The 16255-nt window shown below is 72.3% G+C and carries 15 protein-coding genes; 7 read left to right on the forward strand and 8 right to left on the reverse strand.

Going from position 1 to position 16255, the window contains the following annotated elements:
• Positions 1 to 203: 203 nt before the first annotated feature.
• Together ACH4U8_RS24660 and ACH4U8_RS24665 are read right to left on the reverse strand one after the other, a co-directional pair.
• Positions 204 to 1016: an MOSC domain-containing protein gene (locus tag ACH4U8_RS24660; protein WP_395780210.1), complete on the reverse strand. Its 813-nt coding sequence runs from the start codon at positions 1014 to 1016 to the stop codon at positions 204 to 206.
• A gap of 108 nt (positions 1017 to 1124) precedes the next feature.
• Complete coding sequence (locus ACH4U8_RS24665) at positions 1125 to 1661, reverse strand: DUF6643 family protein (protein WP_360317657.1); 537 nt, start codon at positions 1659 to 1661, stop codon at positions 1125 to 1127.
• Between the two features lie 923 nt (positions 1662 to 2584).
• Here ACH4U8_RS24665 and ACH4U8_RS24670 point away from each other — a divergent pair.
• Positions 2585 to 3511: an ADP-ribosylglycohydrolase family protein gene (locus ACH4U8_RS24670; RefSeq protein WP_395780212.1), complete on the forward strand. Its 927-nt coding sequence runs from the start codon at positions 2585 to 2587 to the stop codon at positions 3509 to 3511.
• A 126-nt stretch (positions 3512 to 3637) separates the two neighbouring features.
• Here ACH4U8_RS24670 and ACH4U8_RS24675 read toward each other — a convergent pair whose 3' ends face one another.
• Entirely contained in the window at positions 3638 to 4057 is a 420-nt protein-coding gene (locus ACH4U8_RS24675) for a cupin domain-containing protein (RefSeq protein ID WP_395780214.1), read from the reverse strand.
• Between the two features lie 70 nt (positions 4058 to 4127).
• Between ACH4U8_RS24675 and ACH4U8_RS24680 the strand changes: the two genes are divergently transcribed.
• From ACH4U8_RS24680 to ACH4U8_RS24695, 4 genes are all read left to right on the forward strand, one after another.
• Positions 4128 to 4640: a MarR family winged helix-turn-helix transcriptional regulator gene (locus ACH4U8_RS24680; RefSeq protein WP_395780216.1), complete on the forward strand. Its 513-nt coding sequence runs from the start codon at positions 4128 to 4130 to the stop codon at positions 4638 to 4640.
• Positions 4641 to 4841: 201 nt separating this feature from the next.
• On the forward strand, positions 4842 to 6959 hold the full coding sequence (locus ACH4U8_RS24685) for an MMPL family transporter (protein WP_395780218.1): 2118 nt from the start codon (positions 4842 to 4844) through the stop codon (positions 6957 to 6959).
• Complete coding sequence (locus ACH4U8_RS24690) at positions 6956 to 8203, forward strand: sensor histidine kinase (protein ID WP_395780220.1); 1248 nt, start codon at positions 6956 to 6958, stop codon at positions 8201 to 8203. The genes ACH4U8_RS24685 and ACH4U8_RS24690 overlap by 4 nt, the downstream gene beginning before the upstream one ends.
• 82 nt (positions 8204 to 8285) lie before the next feature.
• Positions 8286 to 8984, forward strand: a complete 699-nt coding sequence (locus tag ACH4U8_RS24695; RefSeq protein ID WP_360317645.1) for a response regulator transcription factor — start codon at positions 8286 to 8288, stop codon at positions 8982 to 8984.
• Between the two features lie 31 nt (positions 8985 to 9015).
• Here ACH4U8_RS24695 and ACH4U8_RS24700 read toward each other — a convergent pair whose 3' ends face one another.
• Together ACH4U8_RS24700 and ACH4U8_RS24705 are read right to left on the reverse strand one after the other, a co-directional pair.
• Entirely contained in the window at positions 9016 to 10029 is a 1014-nt protein-coding gene (locus tag ACH4U8_RS24700) for a transporter substrate-binding domain-containing protein (RefSeq protein ID WP_395780222.1), read from the reverse strand.
• Positions 10030 to 10412: 383 nt separating this feature from the next.
• Positions 10413 to 10709, reverse strand: coding sequence for a hypothetical protein (locus ACH4U8_RS24705; protein WP_395780224.1), 297 nt, complete (start codon positions 10707 to 10709; stop codon positions 10413 to 10415).
• Here ACH4U8_RS24705 and ACH4U8_RS24710 point away from each other — a divergent pair.
• Entirely contained in the window at positions 10690 to 11172 is a 483-nt protein-coding gene (locus tag ACH4U8_RS24710; RefSeq protein WP_395780226.1) for an FAD-dependent oxidoreductase, read from the forward strand. The genes ACH4U8_RS24705 and ACH4U8_RS24710 overlap by 20 nt on opposite strands.
• 467 nt (positions 11173 to 11639) lie before the next feature.
• Here ACH4U8_RS24710 and ACH4U8_RS24715 read toward each other — a convergent pair whose 3' ends face one another.
• Positions 11640 to 12845 (reverse strand): trans-sulfuration enzyme family protein, encoded by a 1206-nt coding sequence (locus ACH4U8_RS24715; protein ID WP_395780551.1) that lies wholly within the window; start codon positions 12843 to 12845, stop codon positions 11640 to 11642.
• 192 nt (positions 12846 to 13037) lie between these two features.
• Here ACH4U8_RS24715 and ACH4U8_RS24720 point away from each other — a divergent pair, with 192 nt between their 5' ends.
• Complete coding sequence (locus ACH4U8_RS24720; RefSeq protein ID WP_360317636.1) at positions 13038 to 13544, forward strand: Lrp/AsnC family transcriptional regulator; 507 nt, start codon at positions 13038 to 13040, stop codon at positions 13542 to 13544.
• 36 nt (positions 13545 to 13580) lie between these two features.
• On the opposite strand, the gene ACH4U8_RS24725 is transcribed toward ACH4U8_RS24720, so the two are convergent.
• Together ACH4U8_RS24725 and ACH4U8_RS24730 are read right to left on the reverse strand one after the other, a co-directional pair.
• Positions 13581 to 14753: a low temperature requirement protein A gene (locus ACH4U8_RS24725; protein WP_395780553.1), complete on the reverse strand. Its 1173-nt coding sequence runs from the start codon at positions 14751 to 14753 to the stop codon at positions 13581 to 13583.
• Positions 14754 to 14907: 154 nt separating this feature from the next.
• Positions 14908 to 16092, reverse strand: a complete 1185-nt coding sequence (locus ACH4U8_RS24730) for an alpha-hydroxy-acid oxidizing protein (protein WP_395780228.1) — start codon at positions 16090 to 16092, stop codon at positions 14908 to 14910.
• Positions 16093 to 16255 lie beyond the last annotated feature (163 nt).

Here is a 16255-nt window from a genome sequence, read left to right on the forward strand (position 1 = left end):
CCTGTGCTCCGATCTCGCCGCACAGTCAATCGCACGGGCGCGGTGGGGGCGGCGGGTGGGGCGGCGGGCGCGGGTGCCGAGGTGCCGATGCCGTACACGTGGGCGTCGGGGCCGAGTTCCTCGACCACCGTCCCTGCGCCGACCGGCCGCCCGGGAGGGCGTGCGGCCCCGGTCGGCCGGTCGGGTGCCTATCCGTCGGGTGGTCAGACGGATTCGAGGACCTCGAAGGGGTCGCCCACCCGGAGGGTCCCCGCTTTGGTGGCGGGCAGTTCGGGGATCAGGTTTTGGCCGAAGATCAGCTTCTTGCCGAACCGGCGGTGTTTGCCGAGGGATCTGAGCGGCTCGGGGCCGCGTTCGCCGGTCCGTTGGTCGGTCGTGGTGATCACGCAGCGCGAACACGGCTTGACGACGCGGAAGATGACCTCGCCGATACGGACTCGGCGCCAGTGGTCCTCGGCCCAGCCCTCGGGCCCGTCGATGACGACGTTGGGGCGGAACCGGTTCATCGGCAGCGGAGAATCCATCACGGCGTTCAACGCTTCGAGTGAGCCCGTGGTCGTCAGCAACAGCGGAAACCCGTCCGCGAAACTCACCCGATCGGACGCGTCCGCATACTCTTGATCGGGCATTCGTCGGGTCGGGTCGTCGAGATGCACCAGTCGTGCGTCGATCCCCAGCAACCTGCCGAACCACGTGTGCGCGTCGTCGGAGCCCAGGGCGGCCTTGACCTCGTCGTTCCAGACGGTCACCGGGACGAGGTGCGCGTCGGCGGTCGGCTCGACCCACAGTTCGTCCATCGAGGGCGCGTGTAGGGCCAGTCGCCCACCCGACTCTCGACGTACCGTCACGGTGGCCAGCAGCGGGTTCTTGCGCTGGCTGAGGAACCGACCGGATTCGTCCACGAGCATCCAACGCCGGTCGCCGGCAAGGCCCCACGGTTCGACCACGGCCTCGGAGAGGTCGATACCGCGTGCGGATTTGATCGGATACACGTGCATGGAGGCGAGGTGGTGCATGCCTTCACTGTTTCACGCCGGCCCGGGGAAGCCGACGGGGGATCGGTGCGACGCCGGCCGGCTCGGGACGGTGCCGCACGGGGTGCGGGTGGTACGGGTGGCGCGCGATCAGTAGCGGGGCGGGAACTGGCCCGGCTCGCCCATGTTCGGCACGCGCGGCGTCGGCACCTGCGGCGGCTGTACGTACTGCGCGGCGTACTGCCCGGCGCCGGGCTGCGGCGCCTGGTGTACGGCCTGCTGGGGTGCCTGCGGCGCGGCCGGGGCCATCGACGCGTACCCGGACATGTGCGCGTTGTTGTACTGACCGGCGCCGTACTGCGGGGAGCCACCGCCGTATTGCGCCGGAACCGGCAGCGCGGCGGGCAGCGCCGGCATCGGGGCGGGCGCGTTGTAGCCGTAGCCCGGGGCGGACGAGCCGTACGTGGACCCGTACGCCGGGGCGGGCGACGAGTACGACGACGGCAGGGCCGGCAGGGCCGGGAGCGCCGGGCGTTCGCCGAAGAGCGGGTGCATGGCGAAGTCCGGTACGGGGAGGTTGAAGGGGCCGATCTCCGGCCGACCGCGTTCGGCCACGAGCCGGTCGTAGATCGGGGTCTCCGAATACGGCGAGTAGATGCCGCCGTCATAGGCGCGAGCCGAGGTCATGGCCGATAAGGTACGCGATTCGCGGCGTCAGCGAACCCCCTGGGTCGTGACGAATTTCAGCGGGTTGCGTCTGAACTTCGTCAAGGCTTGCCAATAGCCCGGACCAGGGCAGTTCCATAGCCTGCGCAGGGCATGTGATAGGGCATCACATTTGGGTCCAATCCGTCGTCTCGGGCGTCTGGTCTTTCGCCGATCGGCCGGAGCATGATGCGGTACGAGCGGGCTTGGGCACCCGGAGTCGCCGTCGGGCAGGTGATCGGCGTCGGCAGGGGGCTCGTCCCGTGCGGGTGTGTGGGACCGGGGTGGGAGCGGTGGTGAGCGCCGGGGCGGGCGGCGGTTTCGGGGCGGAGTCGGTCGGCGAAGGAGCGGTGACGCGCGTGGCGGAGACGGCTCGGGATGGTCGGGAATCGGACAACGTGGGTTCGGGACGCGGAAGGTGGGTCGATCACGGGCAGGGCGGCGGCGGTGGCGATCGAGGTTTGCGGTGGAGCGGTCGTTCGGTGCGGGGTGGTTCGGGCGACGACGGGGTGAGCCGCGACCCGGTGGCGGGTGACGGGCGACTCGCCCCGGGCGAGGGGTCCCGAGGCGAGCGCGCGGCGGACGATCGGGGCCGGGACGGTCTGGAGCGGGACCTGCTGGGCAGGGCCCATCCGGAACGAGGTCGCCTCGGCCGGGATCGGCCGGATCAAGGGCGTCTCGACGAAGGGCGTCCCGACGCGGATCGCCCGGGGCGAGACGAGCGCGGGCGGGACTGCTTCGACCGGCGGCGTCCGCAGCGGGAGCGCCTGTCGGCGGAGGGCTCGACACGGAACGGCCCGAGCCGGAACGGTCCGAGGTGTGACGATCCGGCTGACGCCGTCGATCGGCTCGTCGACGAGGGGTTGCCGCCGGCCGGTTCCATCGACCCGCCGCCATCCGGCGCGGTGTTGCTGGATCGCATGCACGGGGGCTGGATCGGGCGTTGTCTCGGTGCCCACGAGGCGGCCCGCATTCCGGACGGGTCGGGGGTGCCGGATGCCGCCCGGGCGGAGGATCGCAGCGACGCGATGGACCGGTCGGTGTTGAGCCTGCGGGTGTTGGAGCTGTACGGACCGGGCTTCACCAGTGCGCAGGTCGGGGCGTTGTGGCTGCTGACCCTGCCGTTCCTGCGTCAGCGTGCGGCCGAACAGGCCGCGTACGAGGCGCTGTTGGGCGGGGCGTTGCCGCCGGCGACGGCGTCCCGGGCGAGCGCGCACGGCGGGACCGACGAGGCGATGGCGCGGGCGGACCTGTACGGGTACGCGGCTCCGGGTGATCCCAGGCGGGCCGCGCGGTTGGCCCGCAAGGACGCGGCGGTGTCGCACGTGGGGGAGGGGCTGTACGCGGCGATGTGGAGCGCGGCGCTCGCGGCGGCGGCGTTCACGGCGCGGGACGCGGCCCAGGCGGTCGGGGTCTCGTTACGGCATGTGCCGGTCGAGTCGCGGTTGTCGCGGGCGATTCAGGGTGTCCTGGTGGCCCACACCCGCGGCCGGACCTGGGAGCAGGCGGCTGCCGAGGTGCATCAGCGGTACGGGACCGGCTCTCGGCGGGACGCGCTGGGCAACGCCTGCCTGGTCGCGGCGGGGCTGTTGTGGGGTGACGGCGATCCGGGTCGGGGCATCGGCCTGACGGTGCGCGCCGGCTGGGACATCCACACCACCGCGCCGCTGGCGGGCTCGATCGCCGGGATCCTGCACGGCGCGGAGGCGGCCTGGCCGTCGCCGCCCGCGATCCGGGTCGGCACCGGCCTCCCGGGCCAAGACCACTGCACCCTGGCGCAGTTGGCCCAACGCACCCTCGCGGTGACGTACCCGGACGCGCCCCTGCGCTGAGGTCGAGCCGGGGCGGTCCCGGCAGCGCGCAACCGCAACCACCACGACGTCGCCGACCGACGTGGGGCGGCTTGGTCCCGCTGCCCCACGTCGGTCCCCGCCGCTGCTCGCAGCCTGCCGGACGGGTCAGATCGTCCACGGCGGGAGCACGCGTTCGGCGTCCCTGGGGGCCAGGCCGCAGGCGTCCGGCGGGGTGATGTCGTCGGGGTTGTAGGCGCGGGCTTCGGCGGGGGCGGTGGCGATGGCGGTGAAGCCCGTTTCGGGGTCGGCGTGGACTTGGCGTGGGAGGTCGGCGGGGAAGACGACGGTGTCGCCGATGGTCGCGGTGAGTTCTTCGCCGTCGATGACGGCGGTGAGGCCGCCGGTGATGACGGTCCAGATCTGTTCGGCTTCGAAGGAGTGGTAGGGGCCGGAGGCGGCCGGGGTCATGTCCACTCGCCACAGGGCCGTGCCGGTGGTGCCGCCCTGGGTGGGGGAGGCGAAGGTGGTCATGGTGCCGTTGGGGGTGGTGGTGATCCGAGCGTCGGTGCTGCGGACGACTGGCATGTGTGGTCTCCTGGTCTTGCGAGGAATTCGACAATGTTGTTGTCTAAATAGTGAACCAGGTTGTCTATCCATGTCAAGAAACCCGTCCGCAGTCGGCTCGAACGCCGACGATGCCGGCCCGGAGCCGCCGGGCTTCGAGCTGCCGCTGCGCCTGTTGATGGCCTTTCGGATCGTCATCGACGAGGTCCATGCGGAGCTGGCTCGGCAGGGCCACCCGGACATGCGCCCCATGCATGGCTTCGTCTTCCAGGCCATCGGGCCGTCCGGTACCACCGCCGTGGAACTCGGGCGCCTGTTGGGGGTGTCGAAGCAGGCGGCGGGCAAGACGATCGACGGCCTGGAGCGACTGGGCTACGTCGAGCGCGGAGTGGATCCGAACGACGCGCGGCGCAAGGTGGTTCGGCTCACCGCACACGGGGTGGATTCGCTGGTGAAGTCGGCGGCGATCTTCGAGCAGGTGCGCGCGAAGTGGGCCGGGACGTTGGGCGCGGAACGGCTGCGCGCGCTGGAGGAGGACCTGCGGACGATGACGCCGGGGGACTCGTTCCACCTCGACATGCCGGCCTGGTTCGGCGGCGGCTGATCGCCGGGCCGATCCCGGCCGGACCGGACCGGGCCGGACTGTGGGCCTTGAGGCGTCCGTTCCGGCCGCTCGACTCGCCACCCGTACTCCCGGGCGTTACTCCCGCAGGATCAGTCCGCGCCCTCGGACTTCGTGCGGAGTAACCCGGACATCGGTCTTCGGCCGGACGATCGCGGGTCGGTCGGCCGAAAGCCTTGGGGCATGGAGACACTCGCGAAGGAAGAGGCCCCACCGGTGCCGCAGCGGGGACGGTGGTGGGCGGTGCCGTGGGCTGTCGTCGGTGGTTGGCTGCTGGTCGTGCTGGTGGCCGGGATGTTCGCCGCCAAGCTCGGCGACGTGCAGCGCAACGAGGCCGTCGACTATCTGCCGGCGAACGCCGAGTCGACCCAAGTGGCCAAGGTGCAGGCCGGGTTGCCCGGTGGCGACGCGATGGACGTGCAGCTCGTGTACCACCGCGACGGCGGCTTGACCGCCGCCGACCGGGAACTGGCGGCGGGGCAGGTGGCCGAGGTGGCCGGGCGGCATGCGCTGGTGGCCGGGCCGGCGCCGGTGGCGCAGGAGTCCGTCGACCACGCGACGTTGCGCTACGCGTTGTCCATCGATCGGCGTGGCGCGGAGCCGGACGAGATCGTGCCCGACATCCGCAAGGTGCTGGATCGCCATCCGGACGGACTCACCGTCCGGTTGGGTGGGCCCGGGGGCATCACCGCGGACATGCAGGAGGTGTTCGCGTCGATCGACGGGACGCTGCTGCTGGCCAGCGTTCTCGTGGTCGCGGTGTTGTTGATGCTGACCTACCGCAGTCCGTACCTGTGGGTCGTGCCGCTCGTGTGTGCCGGGGTCGCGGTGGCGGTTGCCTCGGCGACGGTGTACGGGCTGGTGAAGGTGTTCGGGATCACCGTCACCGGACAGAGTTCGGGCGTGCTGACGGTGCTGGTGTTCGGTGCCGGGACCGACTACGCGCTGCTTTTGGTGGCTCGGTATCGGGAGGAACTGCGGGTCCACGAGCGACCGTTGTCCGCGATGGTGGCGGCTTTGCGCGGGTGTGGGCCGGCCGTCGTGGCGTCGTGCGGGACGGTCGTGGTCGGGCTGTTGTGCCTGACCGCCGCGGATCTGAACAGCAGTCGGGGGATGGGGCCGGTCGGGGCGGTCGGCGTGGTGTGTGCGCTCGCGGTGATGACGACGTTGCTGCCGGCGGTGCTGGTGTTGCTCGGGCGGCGGGTGTTCTGGCCGTTCGTGCCCGCGTTCGGCAGTGTCCCCAAGCGGGGCCGCGGGGCGTACGCCCGGATCGGGGCCGGCGTGTCCCGGCGGCCGATCGCGGTGCTCGTGGCGGGCGTCGTGCTGCTCGGGGCGGGCGCGTTGACCGCGTTCGCGCTGCCGGGTCCGCTGCGGCAGAGCGACGGCTTCACCGCGAAGCCCGAGTCGATCGCCGCGCAGGAGACGCTGAGCGCGGCCTTTCCGGAGCAGTCGGGTGCGCCGATCTCGGTGCTCGCGCGCACCGAGCGGGCCTCGGCCGTGCTCGGGGCGGTCTCCGCGACGGCGGGTATCGAGCACGCCCGGCAGGCTCGAACCGGCGGCGGCTGGACGGAAATCCTGGCCTTCGCGAAGGATCGGCCGGAGTCGACCGGTGAACATGCCACGATCGAGCGGTTGCGGGCCGTGCCGGACGCGCGGGTCGGCGGCCCCACCGCCCAGCAGATGGACACCTCGCACACTACGGCCCGCGATCGCCGGGTGGTCGTTCCGCTGGTCCTGCTGGCCGTACTGCTCGTGCTGATCGTGTTGTTGCGCAGCCTGGTCGCGCCGCTGATCCTGGTCCTCGCGGTCGGGTTGGTGTGGGCCGCCTCGCTCGGAATCGGTGGGCTGATCTTCGAGCACGGCTTCGGATACGCGGGCGTGGACGCACAAACGCCGTTGCTGACCTTCGTGTTCCTGGTCGCGCTCGGGGTGGACTACGGCATCTTCCTGATGCACCGGGTGCGGGAGATGGCGCTGCGTGGCGCGTCGGTCAGGGTGGCCGCGCCGGCCGCGCTGGAGACCACCGGCGGGGTGATCGCGTCGGCCGGGTTCGTGCTGGCCGCGACCTTCTCGGTGCTGATGTTGCTGCCGCTGGTCTCCCTGGTGGAGCTCGGATTCGTGGTCGCGATGGGGGTGTTGATCGATACCTTCCTGGTCCGGACCTTCCTGGTCACCGCCGCGAGCGTGGCGCTGGATCGGCGGATCTGGTGGCCGGGCCCGCTGTCCCGACGGCCCGCGGTGGGCGCGGTGGGGACCCGGCCGGTGGAACCGCCCGTGCCGTCCCGGAAGATGGCGGTGTGACGAAGCGATCGACGCGGGGTGGGGCGTCCGTTGCGGACGCCCTGCTCGCTCTCGTCCTGGCCGCGGGTGCGATCTGGTTCGCGTGGATGTTGCCGGGGCAGCGGGCGTTGGACCCGCTCGGGGTCGCGCTGCTGGTCGGCGGGGCGATCCCGTTGGCCTGGCGGCGGGCCAGGCCGGGAACCGTGCTGGTGGCGACGTTCGTGCTGACCGTGCCGTATCACAGCCGGGAGTATCTGCACGAGAGCGCGGCCGTGTTGGCACTGGTGGCGCTCGGGACGGTCGCGGCCTACATCCGCCGCGAGGAGGCGATCGCGCTGACCTTCGCCGTGTTGTTCGTGGTGATCGTGGCGATGAGCCATGGCGGACGGGACGAGCCGACCTGGCGGGACCGTTGCGGGATGGTCGGCTGGGTGATCGCGGCGGTGGTCGCGGGGCAGGCGTGGCGCAGCCACCGGGCGTACGTGTGCGCCATCATCGATCGGGCCGAGCGCGCCGAGCGCACCCGGGACGAGGTGGCCCGGCGGCGGGTGGCCGAGGAGCGCTTGCGGATCGCGCGCGACCTGCACGATCTGCTGGCGCACAGCATCACGCTGATCGGCGTGCAGGCGGGCGTGGCCGCGCACCTCGCCGCCCAGGAGCCGCCGGCCGAACGTGCGGTCATGGTGGGCGCGTTGGACACGATCGCCGAGACCTGTCGGGACGCCCGGCACGAACTGCGGGCCACCTTGTCGGTGTTGCGCGACGCCGAGGAGGCCGCGTCGTACGAGGCGGTGCCGGGCCTGGCCGGGTTCGACGGCCTGGTACCGCTCGCGGGCGCGGCCCGCTCCGCGGGCATCGAGGTCGTCCTGACCGGGCATCAGGGACCGCCGCCGGCGCCCGAGGTGGGCGTGGCGGTGTACCGGATCGTGCAGGAGGCGCTGACGAACGCGGTGAAGCACGCACAGGCCCGATCGGTGTGGATCGAACTGTCGGTCGTCGACGCGGAACTGCGGTTGACCGTGCGCGACGACGGACGGGGGATCGCGTCGGAGCCGGACGTCGGGCACGGGACCGGGCCGGAGGTCGGCCGGGGGACCGAGGTCGCGGCGGGGCACGAGGCCCGGAAGGAGGCCGGGTTCGGCATCGTCGGGATGGCCGAACGGGCGCGCAGTGTGGGCGGGACGCTGGTCGCCGGGCCCGGCCCGGAGGGCGGATTCCGGGTCGAGGCGGTGTTGCCGATGAGTGAGCGAGCCGGCGCCGGGTGACACTGGGCGGGCACGGCGGGGACGGCGAGGTACGTGGTGACGGGGAGTGGTTGCGGATGATGCGTGGCGAGCGGGGGAGCACGTGACGGTCGGCAGGCTGCGGGTGTTGCTGGCCGACGATCAGCACCTGGTGCGGTCGGCCTTCGCGATGCTGGTGGGTTCGGCGCCCGACATGGAGGTGGTCGGTGAGGCCGCCGACGGGCAGGCCGCCCTCGAACTCACCCGCGCCACCCGGCCGGACGTCGTGCTGATGGACATTCGCATGCCGATCCTGGACGGGATCGAGGCCACTCGGTCGATCGCGGCCGATCCGGACCTGCCGGGAGTTCGGGTGCTGGTCCTGACCACCTACGAGGACGACGAGAACGTGGTGGCCGCGTTGCGCGCGGGCGCCGGCGGATTCCTGGTCAAGGACACACGCCCGGCCGAACTCCTGGCCGCGATCCGCACGATCGGCGCGGGCGAGGCGTTGTTGTCGCCGGGTCCGACGGCGCGGTTGATCTCGCGCGTCCTGCGGATGCCGGCCGCGCGCACGGCGGGCGGGCCGGAATCGGTGCTGGTGGCCGACCTGTCCGGGCGCGAACGCGAGGTACTCACGCTGGTCGGACGGGGATTGACCAACGCGGAGATCGGCACGCTGCTCGGGTTGAGCCCGCTCACCGCCAAGACGCACGTGAGTCGCATCATGGCCAAGCTCGGTGCGCGCGATCGACCGCAACTGGTGGTGACGGCCTACGAGTCGGGGCTGGTCGTGCCGGGAGACGATCTGTCCTCGGCGTAGGCGGACCGAGTCCGGACCGGTGTCGGCGCGCTCAATCGCGATACACCGCGACCGGGGCCGTCACCGGTCCGGATTCCGGGATGTAGCGGGCCACATACGTCTCGTACAGCCGCGACCACGTCCCGTCCTGGCGGATGCGCTCCAGCGAGGCGTTGACGAAGCGGACCAGGTCGGGATGGGTCTTGGCGATTTCCAGGCCGTACGGTTCGCGGGTGAGCTTGGGGCCGACCAACTGCACGAATCGGTCCTGGGCCTGGAGGCCGGCCATGATGGTGTCGTCGCCGACCGCCGCGTCCGCCTGGCCCTGTTGGATCCGGACCAGGCAGTCCGCCCAGGTCTCACCGGTGACCGGGGCCAGGCCCCGGGTCGCCCGCACCGCCTCGGCGGAGGTGGTGCCGGCCACCGTGCAGACACGGGTTCCGGAGGGCAGGCCGATCAGGCCCTTGGCATGGTCGGCGGCCGCGGCCGGGCTGTCGCGCACGACGAGTGTGCGCTGTCCCGACTCGTAGTAGACCGAGCTGAAGTCGACCAGCGCCCGGCGGCCGCAGTTCACCGTGACCGACTTCGCGACGATGTCCACGTCGCCGTTCGCGACGGACTGTTCGCGGATGTTGTTGGGCAGGACGCGAAAGTGCAGCCGGCTGGGGTCCGTACTGCCGAACAGGTCGGCGGCGATCTCCCGGACGAGGTCGATGTCGAAGCCCTTGAGCCGATTGTGGTCGGCGACGTCGGCATAGCTGAACGGGTAGCTGCTCTGGTCGATTCCGACGGTCAGGAAGCCCTGTCGCAGGATGTGTGCGAGCGAGCCGTCGCTCGCGTAGTCGGTGGCGCGCGGTGGCCCCGACCGGGGACGCAGGCTCGCGAGCGGGTCGCTGCACGAAGCGGCCGGCACACTCGCCGTTCCCGGTCCGGTCGGGCCGCCCGGAGCGACGGTGGTCGGCACGGCGCCGGTGGGCACGGCTGCGGGGCGAGAGGCGGAGGTCGCGGAGGTACAGGACACCAGGAGCACCAGCACGGCCAGCAACGACAGGGGCGGCCCGACCACGACCCGGCGGCGCGCCGGAGGGCCGGCGGCGGGCCGGTTCGGCGGGTATCGGCCGGGCGCGGTTCGCAGGGACGTGCATCGGGACAAGTCGCGGAGCGGGCGGTGGACCGGGTGGTTCGATCGGGCAACGTGCGCGGGCATGACGCGTCACCTCCGGTGGCGGCTCGCGGGACACCGCTCGGCTCGGCCGGTTCGGATCTGCTCGGGACGCTACCCGATCGAACCGGGCGACCACTGGGGGTAGTCCCCCGATTTCCGGGGGGACGTGCGACGGGCGACACGCGACGGGCGGCAGCGCCGGGTCGACGGGCCGGCTGCGGTCGGCCTCCCGGCCTTCGGCCCCGGTCCTCGCCCCCGGACGGCCGACGACCCGGAACCCCCCGTCACCCGACCGGGTTTGCCCCGCCCCCGAGATCCCCGGTCAGGCAGCGCTGTAGCTGAGGCCCGAGCCAGGCGACGATCTCCGGCCGGGTCATGCCCACGATCGGCGGGAGGCGGAGGACATAGCGACACAGGGCCGGGCCGAGCACCTGGGTGGCGACCAGGCCGGCTCGGCGAGGGGCCTCGGTCGGGGTGGGGCAGACGCGGGCCACGAGCGGGCCGACTTGTTCCGCGAACACCGCGCGCATGCGTTCGGCGGCATCCTCGTTGGTGACGCCGGTGCGCAGCAGGATCATCATCGCCTCGTCGTCCTCCCAGCGGTCCAGGCTCCTGGACGAGCGCGGTCCCTCGACCGGTCGGGTGCTGGTCGAGGAGGTCGTGTGGGGCTCGCGCTTCCGGGTCCACCACCGCATCGCCGACACCTACCGCGCCGGGCGCATCCTGCCGGCCGGCGACGCCGCGCACGTGCACAGCCCGGCCGGCGGCCAGGGCATGAACGCCGGCATCCTCGACGCCGTGGCGCTGGCCCACGCGCTCGGCCCGGTCCTCGACGGCGGTTCCACCTCGGCGCTCGACGCGTACGGCGCCACCCGCCGCCCGATCGCCGAGCAGATCGTGAAGCTCGCCGACCGGATGACCCGGATCGCCACCGTCACCCCGGCGCTGCGCCCGCTGCGCAACACGGTCCTGCGCACGATCACCCGAATCCCCGCCGTGCGCCGCGACGTTGCCCTACGCCTCTCCGGCCTGCTCTACCGCTGACGATGGATCCTCCGCCGATCGGCCCGTCCGAATTGCCTCGGCAGGCCGTGGCGGCGAACACCCGAATCGCACGGGCGGCCCCGCGCAGCGAGATCGGGGCCGGGTGGTGGGCCGGCCTCGCGGCACACATCGAGGCCGTACCGGAGCGCGAGTACGAACGGCCGCGCCGGGTCCGCGCGTTGCCCGGCCGCTGCGTGGACGGCGCGCACCCGCCGACCCGTTTCCGCCGGCGACGCGTGGTGAGCGACGAACAGTATCCGGAGTGCGTCGACCTCGATGCCGCCGGCAACGCCGCCATCGAGGCCGAACCGGCCGACGCACGGGCCCGCTTGGCCGGCGAGGTCACCCGCGACCACTTCCGCCGACCGACTCCGCGCGACCCGGCCGGGTGCCTTCCCCATCGCCCGGCCGGGCGTCGTCCGGCAAGCGTCGGCACGTCCGGCAAGGGCCGCACCGACGCACCCACATCACACGTGCGCCCCCTGACGAAGCGTCACCATCGAAGGCGCCGCCTTGCCGTTCGTGGCCTCCACCGACCCCGATGCCGACGTCCCGCGCCGCCCCGAAGCCTGCTCCAAGGCCGTCGACAGGTCGTGCCACAGGTCGTCCTCGTGCTCCAGCCCCACCGACAGGCGCAACAACTTCGGCCCGATGGCGCCCTCGTCGCGCGCCGCGTCGTCGATCACCCGGTGGGTCAACGAGGCCGGATGCTGGATCAGCGTGTCGGTACCGCCGAGGCTGACCGCGGGCGTGATCAGCCGCAGTGCGCCGACCAGCGCCATCGGGTCGCCCGTCGGCTCGAAGGCCACCAGCGCGCCACCGATGCTCGGGTAGTGCACCCGCTCGATCGCCGGGTGGGCGGCCAGCCGCCGGGCCAGGGTCGACGCCGACGCCGACGCCTTCGCGACCCGGATCGGCAGCGTCGCGAGACCGCGCAGCAGCAGGTAGCCCGCGAGCGGGTGCAACAACGCACCCGTCGCGAAGCGGATCTGCCGGAGCACCGCGGCCGTCTCCGGATCGCAGGCCACCACGCCGCCCATCACGTCGCCGTGTCCGCCGAGGAACTTGGTCGCGCTGTGCAGGACCATCCGCGCGCCGGACCGCGCGGGTTGTTGCAACACCGGGGTGGCGAACGTGTTGTCCACCAGCAGCGGTACGTCCCCGGCCTGCGCCGCCAGATCGGCCAGGTCCAGTTCGGCCAGCGTCGGATTGGCCGGCGTCTCGACCATGACCAGCCCGGTCTCCGGCCGCAACGCCCCGGCCACCCCGTCCGGGTCGACCCAGGTGACCTCGGTGCCGAGCAGCCCGCTGGTGAGCAGGTGGTCCGTGGTGCCGTACAGCGGCCGTACCGCCACCACATGCCGTCGGCCGCGTGCGGCGGCGGCGAGCAGACACGCGGTGACCGCCGCCATGCCGGTGGCGAACGCGACCGCGTCGGCGCACCCCTCCAACTCCGCGAGCGCCGTCTCGAAGCGGCGCACCGTCGGATTCGTCAAGCGGCCGTAGATCGGCGAGCCGTCCGGGAGTTCACCCTCCGCGTAGGCGTCGAGCGCGAGCGCCGCGGCCGGCAGGTCCGGCAGCGGATAGGTGGTGGACAAATCGATCGGCACGGCGTGCGTACCCAGGGCGGCGAGGTCGTCCCGACCGGCGTGCACCGCCCGGGTCTCGAACATGTGCCGCACCCCCGCCGAGCCGTCCGCGGCCCCGGAAGCGCTCGCCCCGGCCACACCGCCCGGCACACCGGCCACGCCGCCCACGGCGGTCGTCCCCGCCCGCCCGTCAAGATCCACTCGGAGGTCATCCATGCCCGCCATGGTCCGCCGACCCCCGGAGAATGTGCCCGATCACCGAACTATCATCGCCCGATGAGCCAATCCATCGCCCTCGATCCGATCGATCTCGGAATTCTCCGGGCCCTCCAGAACGATGCCCGGATCAGCAACAAGGCGCTCGCCGCCGAGGTCGGCATCGCCCCCTCGACCTGCCTGGATCGAGTCGCCCGGCTGCGTTCGGCCGGGGTGGTCAAGGGCGCCACGGTGGAGGTGGACGCGGCGGCGCTGGGCCGCCCGCTGCAGGCGATGCTCGCGGTTCGGGTACGGCCGCACCACCGCGTGGTGCTCAACCCGTTCGTGGGGCATGTGCTCAAGCTGCCGGAGACCCGTGCGCTCTACCACCTGGCCGGACCCGACGACTTCCTCGTGCATGTCGCGGTCGCCGACGCGACCGGCCTGCAGCGGCTCGTGGTGGACGGCTTCACCTCGCGCACGGAGGTGACCCAGGTGCACACCATGCTGATATTCCAGCAATGGCAGGGCGGCCCGCTGCTCCCACCCGAGCCGCAGAGCCCGGCCCGCCGCCTGACGGCCGGGTAGCGCGGCCAGGCCCCACCAGGATCCACCGGACAGGGCCTAGCGCGGCCCGGCGGCCTCCACGTCCGTCGCCGCCCGCTCCTCCTGCCGCGCGGACAACACGGTGCCCACCGCGACCGCCAGCGCCGCCACCGCACCCGCGGTCGGTACCGCCGCCGCGCCCAGGAACGTGCACAGCAGGACCGCCACGCCGGCGGTCGGCAGCACCGCCTTCTGGGCGAGGCCGACCTTGTGGTGCCGTGCGTGCAGCACGAACGTGCTCAGCAGGAACAGCGCCGCCGGGATCGTCACACTCGCCGACGCGGCCGTCCGGGAGATGTGCGCCTCGCCCACGGCCTGCTCGATGGTGACCTCCAGACCCGCGCCGATCGCCGCCGCCGAGCCGAAGACCAGGTAGTGGCCGTATCCCCACAGGAACGCCTGCCGACTGGACGCGAGGTAGTCGTGGATCGGCACCGCGAAGTAGATCCAGTACGCCGCGAACACGATCAACAGGCCGCCCCCGGCGATCGGCAACAGCTCGTCCAGCGCGGCCTCGTCGTCGAGCGCGGTCTGGATCGCGATGGTCGCGGCGGAGACGCTCTCGCCCAGCATGATGATGGTGAACAGCCCGTACCGCTCGGCGATGTGACGCGGGTGCCAGGTCGTGGCGTGGTCGCGCTCGGCGATCGCGGGCACCGCGAGTTCGGCGATCACCAGGAGTGCGAACCCCCACTTCCACGCGGCGTCCGGCAGGAGCAGCAGCACCACCCAGCCGATCTGCACCAGCACCAGCCCGGCCGCGTAACGCAGCGCCGTGCGCCGGGCCGCGGCGTCGGTCTCGTCGTGCGCCGCCCGCAGCCACTGGAAGGTCAGCGCGAGCCGCATGATCAGGTAGCCCACGATGGCGACCGCGTAGTCGCTGCTCTCGAACGCGCGGGGCACCCCGGCGGCCAGGACCAACACGCCGGTGATCTGGACGAGGGTGGCGATCCGGTACAGCGGGTCGTCACAGTCGTACGCGGACGCGAACCAGGTGAAGTTGACCCACGCCCACCAGATCGCGAAGAACACCAACAGGTAGCCCGCGAGCCCGTGCCCGGGGTGTCCCTCCGCCAGCGAGTGCACCAGTCGGCTGCCGGCCTGGGCCACCGCGACCACGAAGGTCAGGTCGAAGAACAACTCCAGTGGGGTGGACGCGCGATGCTCCTCGGTGGTGTCGCGCGAGGTCATCCGGCGCAGAATGGCGTGCGAGGTGGCGGGGCGCGCGTGATCGCTCACGAGGCGGGACCTCTCGTTCCGGGCGTGATCATGCGCGGACAGTATCGGAATCGGTGCGGCAAATCGGGCCATTCCGAGCGGACATTCGGGCCTTCGCGCGGCCCGGTCAATCCGAGGTCAACACCGAGGCGTGCAACTCGTCCGGGCGGGTGTGCCCGGACAGGGCCATGGACAGGTCGAACTCGGCCAGCAGGCACCGCAGTACGTGCCGCACGCCGGCCTCGCCGCCCAACGCCAGTCCGTAGACGTACGGCCGGCCCAGCAACACCGCCCGGGCGCCCAGGGCCAGCGCCTTGAGCAGATCCGTCCCGGTGCGTACGCCGCTGTCGAAGAGCACCGTCAAGTCCTCGCCGACCGCCGCCACCACCGCCGGCAGCGCGTCCAACGCGGCCACCGCCCCGTCGAGTTGGCGCCCGCCGTGGTTGCTGACCACGACCCCGTCCAGACCGGCGTCGCGGGCCCGGCAGGCGTCGTCCGGATGCAGGACACCCTTGAGCACGATCGGCCCGATCCAGTTCTCGCGCAGGAACGCCAGGTCGGCCCACGTCTTGGTCGGATCGGAGAACATTCCCGCCCAGTGCACGATCGCCGCGGTCGGGTCCTCCGCGATCGGCTTGCTCAGCCCGGCCAGGAAGGCCGGATCGCTCAGATAGTTCGCGATGCCGACCTGGTGCAGGAAGGGCAGATAGGCGCGATCCAGGTCGCTGGGCCGCCAGCCCAGGAACCACGTGTCCAGGGTGACCACGAGCGCGGTGTACCCGGCCGCCCGAGCCCGGGCGAGCAGGCTGATCGTCACGTCGTCGTCGCGCGGCCAGTAGAGCTGGAACCAGCGCGGACCCGACCCGGACGCGGCGGCGACCTCCTCCAACGTATGGGACGACGCCGTGCTCAACACCATCGGCAACCCCAGTGCGGCCGCGGCGCGCGCGGTCGCCAACTCGCCCTCGGGATGCACGATGGACTGCACCCCGACCGGCCCGAGCAACACCGGCGCCGGTGTCGCGGTGCCCAGCACGGAGCAGGACAGGTCGCGTGTCCCCACGTCGCGCAACATGCGCGGGACGATCCGGCGCCGCTCGAACGCCGCCCGATTGGCCCGCATCGTCGCCCCGCCGCCCGCCCCGCCCAGCACGTAGCCGCGCGGACCCGGATCGAGCCGTTCGCCGGCGGCCGCCTCCAGGGCGCCGGCGTCCGTGGGATACGCGGGCGTCTGCCCGGTCAGCAGGCCATCGAGGTAGATCGAGTCCTGGAACGCGGAATAGGGACCGGCAGCGTCGGCGCCATCGACCACGACTGCACACCTTTCGCCGAGTGGAATCGGAACCCCCGACCCTTGCGCACCCGTCGACGACGCGGAAGGGCCGAACGAGTCGGCGCCGGCATATCGGGGCAGATTCGTTCGTGTGCCGTCCGCACCATCCGCACGCGAGACCCGAATACGGATACGGACACGA

It is taken from the genome of Embleya sp. NPDC020886 (assembly GCF_044333915.1).
Taxonomy (GTDB): domain Bacteria; phylum Actinomycetota; class Actinomycetes; order Streptomycetales; family Streptomycetaceae; genus Embleya.

Excerpts from the sequence above, each read along its gene's own strand:
- ACH4U8_RS24720 (WP_360317636.1), top strand. The coding sequence starts at position 13,038 with ATGAGCCAATCCATCGCCCTCGATCCGATCGATCTCGGAATTCTCCGG.
- ACH4U8_RS24725 (WP_395780553.1), bottom strand. The coding sequence starts at position 14,753 with ATGACCTCGCGCGACACCACCGAGGAGCATCGCGCGTCCACCCCACTG.
- ACH4U8_RS24685 (WP_395780218.1), top strand. The coding sequence starts at position 4,842 with ATGGAGACACTCGCGAAGGAAGAGGCCCCACCGGTGCCGCAGCGGGGA.
- ACH4U8_RS24680 (WP_395780216.1), top strand. The coding sequence starts at position 4,128 with ATGTCAAGAAACCCGTCCGCAGTCGGCTCGAACGCCGACGATGCCGGC.
- ACH4U8_RS24675 (WP_395780214.1), bottom strand. The coding sequence starts at position 4,057 with ATGCCAGTCGTCCGCAGCACCGACGCTCGGATCACCACCACCCCCAAC.
- ACH4U8_RS24705 (WP_395780224.1), bottom strand. The coding sequence starts at position 10,709 with ATGATGATCCTGCTGCGCACCGGCGTCACCAACGAGGATGCCGCCGAA.
- ACH4U8_RS24660 (WP_395780210.1), bottom strand. The coding sequence starts at position 1,016 with ATGCACCACCTCGCCTCCATGCACGTGTATCCGATCAAATCCGCACGC.
- ACH4U8_RS24665 (WP_360317657.1), bottom strand. The coding sequence starts at position 1,661 with ATGACCTCGGCTCGCGCCTATGACGGCGGCATCTACTCGCCGTATTCG.
- ACH4U8_RS24715 (WP_395780551.1), bottom strand. The coding sequence starts at position 12,845 with ATGTTCGAGACCCGGGCGGTGCACGCCGGTCGGGACGACCTCGCCGCC.